General features: G+C 72.0%; 7 protein-coding genes and 1 pseudogene. All 8 read left to right on the top strand.

Going from position 1 to position 9,468, the window contains the following annotated elements; translation table 11 throughout:
* The first annotated feature begins 183 nt into the window (after positions 1 to 183).
* The 8 genes and pseudogenes from ABT296_RS37950 (at position 184) to ABT296_RS37915 (ending at position 9,335) form a co-directional block, all read left to right on the top strand.
* The gene (locus ABT296_RS37950; protein WP_351934615.1) at positions 184 to 810 is read left to right on the top strand and encodes an NUDIX domain-containing protein; all 627 of its coding nucleotides are present in this window, start codon (positions 184 to 186) and stop codon (positions 808 to 810) included.
* A 165-nt stretch (positions 811 to 975) separates the two neighbouring features.
* Positions 976 to 3,040, top strand: a pseudogene (locus ABT296_RS37945) (tetratricopeptide repeat protein).
* 133 nt (positions 3,041 to 3,173) lie between these two features.
* Entirely contained in the window at positions 3,174 to 4,298 is a 1,125-nt protein-coding gene (gene ald, locus ABT296_RS37940) for an alanine dehydrogenase (protein WP_351934613.1), read from the top strand.
* Positions 4,299 to 4,670: 372 nt separating this feature from the next.
* Complete coding sequence (locus tag ABT296_RS37935) at positions 4,671 to 5,849, top strand: ParA family protein (protein WP_351934612.1); 1,179 nt, start codon at positions 4,671 to 4,673, stop codon at positions 5,847 to 5,849.
* Positions 5,834 to 6,400 carry a hypothetical protein gene (locus tag ABT296_RS37930; RefSeq protein ID WP_351934611.1) on the top strand — a complete coding sequence of 189 codons (567 nt, stop codon included), beginning with the start codon at positions 5,834 to 5,836 and terminating at the stop codon, positions 6,398 to 6,400. The genes ABT296_RS37935 and ABT296_RS37930 overlap by 16 nt, the downstream gene beginning before the upstream one ends.
* A gap of 18 nt (positions 6,401 to 6,418) precedes the next feature.
* On the top strand, positions 6,419 to 7,561 hold the full coding sequence (locus ABT296_RS37925) for a segregation and condensation protein A (RefSeq protein ID WP_351934609.1): 1,143 nt from the start codon (positions 6,419 to 6,421) through the stop codon (positions 7,559 to 7,561).
* Entirely contained in the window at positions 7,558 to 8,214 is a 657-nt protein-coding gene (gene scpB, locus ABT296_RS37920; RefSeq protein WP_351934607.1) for an SMC-Scp complex subunit ScpB, read from the top strand. Before ABT296_RS37925 ends, scpB begins: the two co-directional genes overlap by 4 nt.
* Positions 8,214 to 9,335, top strand: coding sequence for a pseudouridine synthase (locus ABT296_RS37915; RefSeq protein ID WP_351934605.1), 1,122 nt, complete (start codon positions 8,214 to 8,216; stop codon positions 9,333 to 9,335). Before scpB ends, ABT296_RS37915 begins: the two co-directional genes overlap by 1 nt.
* The last annotated feature ends 133 nt before the right edge of the window (positions 9,336 to 9,468 follow it).

Below are 9,468 nucleotides of genomic sequence, written 5' to 3'. Positions count from 1 at the left end.
CCCGACCCCCCCCCCCCCCCCCCCGCGGGGGGGTTCGGGCCCCGGCGCCCGGCGCCCCAAACCGGCCCAATTCACAACCTTTTGTCCGGGGGGGGGGGGGGGGCGCCCCCCCCCCCCCCCCACCCCGGTTTCTGCTGCGCACGTCAGGGCGCGGACGGATGTTGTACGTGGGGAAGGGCAGGCATGACGATCAAGGACACCCCCGAGGAGTGGGAGATCCGCGCGACGGAGACCCCCTTCACGGGCAACAAGACCTCGGTCCGGACGGACGAAGTGGTCATGCCCGGCGGCGCCGTCGTCCGCCGCGACTACCAGGTCCACCCGGGTTCGGTCGCCGTGCTCGCGGTGGACGACCGGGACCGGGTGCTGCTGATCAAGCAGTACCGGCACCCGGTGCGGCACAAGCTGTGGGAGATCCCGGCCGGGCTGCTCGACGTCCCCGGCGAGAACCCGCTGCACGCGGCCCAGCGCGAGCTGTACGAGGAGGCGCACGTCAAGGCCGAGGACTGGCGGGTGCTGACCGACGTCTACACCACGGCCGGCGGCTGCGACGAGGCGGTGCGCATCTTCCTGGCCCGCGATCTGTCCGAGGCCGAGGGCGCGCGCTTCGAGGTCGAGGACGAGGAGGCCGACATGGAGCACGCGCGGGTGCCGCTGACCGAGCTGGTCCGGGGTGTGCTCGCGGGCGAACTGCACAACAACTGCCTGGTGGTGGGCGTGCTCTCGCTGGTCGCCGCCCGGGCGGGTGACGGACTCGACGCGCTGCGCCCGGCGGACGCGCCCTGGCCCGCACGTCCTTTCGAGGCCTGATCCCCGTACCGGAACCGGTGGTGTGACCATCGGCTGATCCGATCGGGGGATGTCGCCGCCGCGCTCCACACGGGTCGTAGCAGAGCGTGAACTAGGCTCTGAAACACGCCCGTACCGGAATCCCGGCGGGCATTGCTCGTGCGGTGTGGGACGGGAGCGTGGCCCGTGACGGATCAGGCGGTGGACACAGGCGCCGTTCAGTGTTCGGCCGACGGTCATTTCCTGGGCAGGACACGGGAGTTGAAGGAGCTGCTCGCCGATATCGAGCGGGCGGGCCTGGACACCCTCTCCGGCAGGAAGGCACCCCGCGCGCGGGTCCTGCTCATCGCCGGCCGCCCGGGCTCCGGCCGCACCGCCCTCGCCGAGGAACTCGTACGGCAGGTCGCGGACCGTTACGGCGACGGCGTGCTGCGCGCCCGGCTCGGCGAGCCCGACGGCACCCCGGTCCCCGTCCGGTCCGCCGCCCGCGACCTCCTCGCCGCCCTGGACGTGCCGGCTCCGCCCGGCGCCGACGAGGACGACCTCACCGCGGCACTGCGCGAGGCCCTCGCCGGCCGCCGGGCCCTGCTGCTGCTCGACGACGCGGCCACCGCGGAACAGGTGGACGCCCTGCTCCCGGACTCCCCGGACTGTCTGGTCGTCGCCGTCTCGGCGGGCCCGCTCACCGGGATCTCCGACGTCCGGCCCTGCACGCTCGGCGGCCTGGACACCAAGTCGGCGGTCGAGCTGCTGTCCGGTTACGCGGGGTCGGTCCGGATCACCGTGGACCCGCGCGCCGCCGAAGGACTGGTCGAGGAGTGCCAGGCCCAGCCCGCCGCGCTGATGCTGGCCGGCGGCTGGCTCGCGGCCCGGCCCAAGGCGGCCGTCGCCGACCTGGCCAAACAGGTCCACGCCGAGCTGGACGAGGACACCGCGGGCAGCCCGCTGGCCCGGATCTTCCGCCTCGCCCACGCCGCCCTGCCCGCCCAGTCGGCCCGGATGCTGCGGCTGCTCAGCCTCGCCCCGGCCGGCCTGATCGACCCGCACACCGCCTCCGCGCTGGCCGGCTGCTCGGTGAGCGGCGCCCGCACCACCCTGGACGACCTGGTCGGCCTCGGCCTGCTGCGGGCCGTGGAGTCCCCGCTGCCGCAGTACGAAGTCCCCGGCTGTCTGCACCCCCTGCTCAAGGCCCTCACCGAGGCCCAGGACCGCCCCGCCGAGCTCCAGCTGGCCCGCGCCCGGATGCTGGAGCGGACCGTGCGGCTGCTCCAGTCGTGCCGGGCGATCACCGAGACCGACAGTGCGCAGGCGCGCGAGAAGCTGCTCGGCATGCCCCGCTCGCTGCGCTTCCCCAGCCCGCGCGCGGCCGCCGAGTGGCTGGACATCCGCAGGCCCGCGCTGCTCGCGGCGGCCCGGCTCGCGGTGGCCGACGGGGAGCTGGACACCCTGGCCCGCCGGCTGATGTCCCAGCTGGTCCGGGCGATGGTCGCGCACTTCGGCACCCAGGCCGCGGCCGGCGACCTGTACGGCATCCACACCCTGGTGCTGGACGTGGCCGAGCGCCGCAGCCTCCCCCGCGAGCGGGCCGCGGCGCTGCTGAACCTCGGGGACCTCGACGCCCGGACCGGCCGGACCCGGGCGGCGCTGGCCCGCTACCGGGCCGCACTGGACGCCGGACGCGAGGCGAACGATCCGTATGCGACCGGCCGGGCGATGGAATCCGTAGGAGGGGCCCATCTGGAGCTCGCCGACTACGACCGGGCCGCCGACTGGTTCGGCCGGGCGCTGGCCCAGCGGCTGGCCCGGGACGAGCGCGCCGACGCGGCCCGGCTGTACGGCCGGATCGGCGCCGCGCACACCTTCGCCGGGCGTTACGGCGAGGCGCAGCGCAACTGGAAGGCCGCGGTCGCCGGGCACCGCCGCTGCGGTGATGTCGCCGCCCAGGCAAGGGCGTTGAGCGAGCTGGCGCGGGTCCAGGAGTACGCGGGCCGGACCGAGGAGTCGCTGCACACCTGCCAGGAGGCGGTGGAGTGGGCGCGGTGCGCCGACGACGTCCGGCTCCAGGCCGCGCTGCATCTGCGACTGGCCGACACCCTGGAGCACCTCGGCGACTCCGCCGCGGCTCGACTGCACCGCGGGGCGGCCGAGCGCATGCTGGGTGAGGAGCTCCCGGCGGGGGAGCCGGGGCCAGAAGACAGCGCTACAACGAGCTAACACCTGCGAAATCCGCAGTACATCCGCTGAAGATTAGTGCAATGAAAGGCTAGACAGCGGGAACACCTTCATTAGACTGGCTCTGCCGCACCTTCTCCGCGGTGTCTCCCGGTGTGCCCCTGCATGCCTGGGTATGTCTTGTTATGCACACACCCTCTGAGTCAAGGACCGTGATCCACGTGAAGGTCGGCATCCCCCGCGAGGTCAAGAACAACGAGTTCCGGGTGGCCATCACCCCCGCCGGTGTGCATGAGCTGGTGCGCAACGGCCACCAGGTCGTCATCGAGCGCGGCGCCGGTCTCGGCTCCTCGATCCCGGACGCCGAGTACATCGCCGCCGGCGGCGTGATCCTGGAGACCGCCGACGAGGTGTGGGCCGCCGCCGACCTGCTGCTGAAGGTCAAGGAGCCCATCGCCGAGGAGTACCACCGCCTCCGCAAGGACCAGACGCTCTTCACGTACCTGCACCTGGCCGCCTCCAAGGAGTGCACGGACGCGCTGATCGAGTCCGGCACCACCGCCATCGCCTACGAGACGGTCGAGCTGCCCTCCCGCGCGCTGCCGCTGCTCGCCCCGATGTCCGAGGTCGCGGGCCGGCTGGCCCCGCAGGTCGGCGCCTACCACCTGATGCGCTCGGCCGGCGGCCGCGGTGTCCTGCCCGGCGGTGTCCCCGGCACCCAGCCCGCCAAGGCCGTCGTCATCGGCGGCGGTGTCTCCGGCTGGAACGCCACCCAGATCGCCGTCGGCATGGGCTTCCACGTCACGCTGCTCGACCGCGACATCAACAAGCTCCGCGAGGCCGACAAGGTCTTCGGCACCAAGGTCCGCGCGATCATGTCCAACTCCTTCGAGCTGGAGAAGGCCGTCCTCGACGCCGACCTCGTCATCGGCGCGGTGCTCATCCCGGGCGCCAAGGCCCCGAAGCTGGTCACCAACGAACTCGTCGCCCGGATGAAGCCCGGAAGTGTCCTTGTCGACATCGCGATCGACCAGGGCGGCTGCTTCGAGGACTCCCGCCCCACCACGCACGCCGAGCCGACCTTCAACGTCCACGACTCGGTCTTCTACTGCGTCGCCAACATGCCCGGCGCGGTCCCCAACACCTCCACCTACGCGCTGACCAACGCGACGCTGCCGTACATCGTGGAGCTGGCCAACCGCGGCTGGGTCGAGGCCCTTCGCCGCGACCCGGCGCTCGCCAAGGGTCTCAACACCCACGACGGCAAGGTCGTTTACCGCGAGGTCGCCGAGGCGCACGGCCTGGAGCACGTGGAGCTCGACTCGCTGCTCGGCTGACCCGCGGCAACTCGCTGAACAGCTAAGTCACCTTTTCGTAAAGGCGATACGTCAACACGGATCGTCAACGTCGCCCACCCGGCCGGACCTTGCCCGACAAGGTCCGGCCGGGTGTGTGTATGGTCACTTTGCTACGCTCGGTCAACTCGCCTCGAACGTAACGGTTCGACCGATTCGCACACCGGTGAAACCTGCTGTGCGACGGCCGTACGCCCTTGACAGAGGGATGTTTCATTGCCGACACATCCTGCCGGGTCCGGCGGATTGTGTTGCTGCGGACGCCCGACACGCCATAGAGTCGCCGACTGTCGGCATGGTGCCACGCTGACCTTGTCTAGAAGTTTCCTGGTCACCAAGGAGGTAAGACGACTTGTGAATGAGTCGACATTTTCTCCCGGGGGTGGTCAACCAGGAAGCCCTGCGCGGGGCCAGGCTCCCGAGGGTTTCGAGGCTGTCGGCTCCGTCGCGGTGCGCACCTTCGCAGCCCACCAGAGTCACCAGCAGACCGGCGTGACTCTGTCAGCACACCAGAGCATGGATGGCCATCACGTGAACGCCATGGCCGGCGACGGAAGTGGCGCGCCCCACAACCACTTCGCCGACTACGACGAACTGCCCGACGGGCACTTCTACGATCCCGACGCGGAGTACGAGCCCGACCCCGAGTACGCGGCCACGCTCGCGCCCGACGCCGCACGCCAGCGTCGCGAGCGCATCGGTCCGACCGGACGGCCGCTGCCGTACTTCCCGATCCCGGGGCCGCTGACCGACCACGGTCCGGCGAAGATCATCGCGATGTGCAACCAGAAGGGCGGCGTCGGCAAGACGACGTCGACCATCAACCTGGGTGCGGCGCTCGCGGAGTACGGACGCCGGGTCCTGCTCGTGGACTTCGACCCGCAGGGCGCGCTGTCGGTCGGACTCGGTGTCAACCCGATGGAGCTCGACCTCACGGTCTACAACCTGCTCATGGAGCGGGGCATGTCGGCCGACGAGGTCCTGCTGAAGACCGCGGTCCCCAACATGGACCTGCTGCCGAGCAACATCGACCTGTCGGCGGCGGAGGTCCAGCTGGTCTCCGAGGTCGCCCGTGAGTCCACGCTCCAGCGCGCGCTGAAGCCGCTCATGGCCGACTACGACTACATCGTGATCGACTGTCAGCCCTCGCTCGGCCTGCTCACGGTGAACGCCCTGACGGCCGCGCACAAGGTGATCGTGCCGCTGGAGTGCGAGTTCTTCGCCCTGCGTGGTGTGGCGCTGCTGACGGAGACCATCGAGAAGGTCCAGGAGCGGCTCAACCCGGAGCTGGAGCTCGACGGGATCCTCGCCACGATGTACGACTCGCGCACGGTGCACAGCCGTGAGGTGCTGGCCCGGGTCGTCGAGGCGTTCGACGACCACGTCTACCACACGGTCATCGGGCGTACGGTCCGCTTCCCGGAGACCACGGTCGCCGGTGAGCCGATCACCACGTACGCCTCCAACTCCGTCGGTGCCGCCGCCTATCGCCAGCTCGCCAGGGAGGTGCTCGCCCGGTGTCACGCCGAGTGAGTCTGCCGGGGGCCGACGAACTGTTCCGTACGACAGGGGGGACGGCGCTCCAGGCGTCCACTCCCCGGCGGGGGGCCAACGGCGAGGCCCGGGTACCCGCGCCGGCGGGGGAGGGCGACGGTCCCGCGGAGGACGCGCCGCAGTCGGTGCCCGCCCAGGGCGGCGACGGCGAGGGCGCGGAGCATGTCGCCGCGGACGCCGAACCGGCCGATGCCGGGGAGTCCCGCAGCCGGGCGGCCGCGGAGCGCTCCGGGCGCCGGCCGGAGGCGCAGGAAGGTTCTGCCGCCGCCGGTCCGCCGGCCCAGCGCAAGCGCGGGCGGGCCGCCGCCCGCCGGCCCAGCGGACGTGAGCGACACGACGAGAAGATCACCGTGTACGTCTCGGCCGAGGAGCTGATGGACCTGGAGCACGCCCGCCTGGTGCTCCGCGGTGAGCACGGGCTGGCGGTCGACCGCGGGCGGATCGTCCGCGAGGCGGTGGCCGTGGTCCTCGCCGACCTGGAGACCCGCGGGGACGCCAGCATCCTCGTACGACGGCTTCGCGGGCGGTAGCGGTAGCCTGCGAGGGCCATGACCTCGAACGACGCTCCCGTGCCCGCCGCCGGCGCATCCGGTGGGCGTCGGCGCGCGCTGGGGAGGGGGCCGGGGGCCGCGGTGCCCTGGGAGCCCGTGCCGGAGCCGGAGGTCGTACCCCCGGAACCGCCGGCGGGACCCGTCGCCGAGGAGCCGGAGCCCGTCGTCGGGGAACCCGGGACCGTCGCTGACGAACCGGAGCCCGCGGGGCCGTCCGAGCCTGCGGAAGATTCCGAGCCCGCGGAACCCGCTGTGGCCGCGGAACCGTTCGCGCTTGCCGAGCACGCCGAGCACGCCGAGCACGCCGGCTCCTCCACCCCCGCCGAGTCCGGCGAAGGTGTCTTCAAGGTCCGGCTCGCCAACTTCGAGGGCCCCTTCGACCTGCTGCTCCAGCTGATCTCCAAGCACAAGCTGGACGTCACCGAGGTCGCCCTGTCCAAGGTGACCGACGAGTTCATGGCGTACATCCGGGCCATGGGGGCGGACTGGGACCTGGACGAGACGACCGAGTTCCTGGTGGTCGCCGCGACCCTGCTGGACCTCAAGGCCGCCCGGCTGCTGCCCGCCGCCGAGGTCGAGGACGAGGGCGACCTGGCGCTGCTGGAGGCACGGGACCTGCTCTTCGCCCGGCTGCTCCAGTACCGCGCCTACAAGCAGATCGCCGAGATCTTCAACCGCCGCCTCGACGAGGAGGCACGGCGCTACCCGCGCACCGTCGGCCTCGAACCGCACCACGCCGAACTGCTGCCCGAGGTGGTCATCAGCATCGGCCCCGAGGGGTTCGCCAGGCTCGCCGTGAAGGCGATGCAGCCCCGCCCCAAGCCGCAGGTGTACGTCGACCACATCCACGCACCGCTGGTCAGCGTCCAGGAGCAGGCCCAGATCGTGGTCGCGCGGCTGAAGGAGCTGGGCGAGGCCGGCTTCCGGACGCTGATCGAGGACACCGACGACACCCTGACCGTCGTCGCCCGCTTCCTGGCCCTGCTGGAGCTGTACCGGGAGAAGGCCGTGGCGCTGGACCAGGAGACCGCCCTCGGCGAGCTGACGGTGCGCTGGACCGGCGGCGAGGGCGGGACCGAGCCCGTGGTGACGGACGAGTTCGACCGGCCGCCCGAGCCGCCGAAGGAGGAGAAGAAGTGAGCGAGGAGAACGGCGAGCCGCCGGCCGGGCCGCCCTCGGTGGCCGACCTCGACCTCAAGCCGGCCCTGGAGGCCGTCCTGATGGTCGTGGACGAACCCGCGACCGAGGAGCACCTCGCCAAGATCCTCCAGCGGCCCAGGAGGCGGATCGCGGACGCGCTGCGCGAGCTGGCGGACGAATACACCGTCCAGGGCCGCGGGTTCGAGCTGCGGCGGATCGCGGGCGGCTGGCGCTTCTACTCCCGGGCCGAGTTCGCGCCGGCCGTCGAGGGCTTCGTCCTGGACGGCCAGCAGGCCCGGCTGACCCAGGCCGCGCTGGAGACCCTCGCCGTGGTCGCGTACCGGCAGCCGGTCAGCCGCAGCCGGGTCTCGGCGGTGCGCGGGGTGAACTGCGACGGCGTGATGCGCACCCTCCTCCAGCGGGGGCTGGTCGAGGAGGCGGGGACGGAACCCGAAACAGGTGCGATCCTGTACAGGACGACGAACTACTTCCTGGAGCGGATGGGCCTGCGCGGCCTGGACGAGCTCCCGGAGCTCGCGCCCTTCCTCCCGGAGGCGGAGGCGATCGAGGCCGAGACCCAGGAGGGCGTACCGTCGTTCGATCCGGACGCTCCGGATTCCGAGGACGCAGACGACAACACGACGGAACTTTGATGCGAAGCAGCAGCGGCAGGAACAGCAGCGGAAACAACGGCGGGAGCCGTGGTGGCAACAGCGGCGGCCGCGGCGGGAACAGCGGTGGCCGCGGCAACTACCGCGGTGCCGGGAACAACCGCGACGACAACCAGGGCGGCCGGCCCAAGAAGCCCCGCCCCGAGGAGCGGCGCTACGACGTGGGTCCCGGCGCCACCCAGGACGGCCCGAAGTCGGGGCGCGGCGCCTCGGCGCGCGGCGGTGCCAAGGGCGGGCCGAGGCAGGGCCAGGGCACCGGGCGCGGCCGTTCGGCTCCGGCGACTTCCCGCGAGTACGACGCCCGCGCGGAGGAGCGCAACCGCGAGCGCTACGCGGGCAAGAAGGACGTCAAACTGCCCAAGACCTTCCCCGGCGCCGAGCAGGAGGGCGAGCGGCTGCAGAAGGTCCTCGCGCGGGCCGGCTACGGCTCCCGGCGGGCCTGCGAGGAGCTGATCGAGCAGGCGCGGGTTGAGGTCAACGGCGAGATCGTGCTGGAGCAGGGCAAGCGGGTCGACCCGGAGAAGGACGAGGTCAAGGTCGACGGCCTGACCGTCGCGACCCAGTCGTACCAGTTCTTCTCGCTGAACAAGCCCGCCGGTGTCGTGTCCACCATGGAGGACCCCGAGGGACGGCAGAGCCTCGGCGACTACGTCACCAACCGCGAGACGCGGCTGTTCCACGTGGGCCGGCTCGACACCGAGACCGAGGGCGTCATCCTGCTCACCAACCACGGTGAGCTGGCGCACCGGCTGACCCACCCCAAGTACGGCGTGAAGAAGACCTATCTCGCCGCCATCGTCGGCCCGATCCCGCGCGACCTGGGCAAGCAGCTCAAGGACGGCATCCAGCTGGAGGACGGCTACGCGCGCGCCGACCACTTCCGGGTGGTCGAGCAGACCGGCAAGAACTACCTCGTCGAGGTGACCCTGCACGAGGGCCGCAAGCACATCGTGCGCCGGATGCTGGCCGAGGCGGGCTTCCCCGTCGAGAAGCTGGTGCGCACCTCCTTCGGGCCGATCACCCTGGGCGACCAGAAGTCGGGCTGGCTGCGCCGGCTCTCCAACACCGAGGTCGGGATGCTCATGAAGGAGGTCGACCTCTAGGTCGCCTCCAGAAGAGCCTCAGCGGGCCTTCGGCGGGCGGGGCCCGGGGTGCCCCGGGGGGGCGCCCGGTAATTGTTGGGGTGGGGGGGGGGCGGCGCGCGGGGGGGTGGGCGGGGGGGGGCGCCCGGGGATA

This window comes from Streptomyces sp. NPDC000983, assembly GCF_040299205.1.
Taxonomy (GTDB): Bacteria; Actinomycetota; Actinomycetes; order Streptomycetales; family Streptomycetaceae; genus Streptomyces.
The sequence above is the reverse complement of the archived record's forward strand: the minus strand, read 5'-3'. Positions and strand labels throughout refer to the sequence as shown.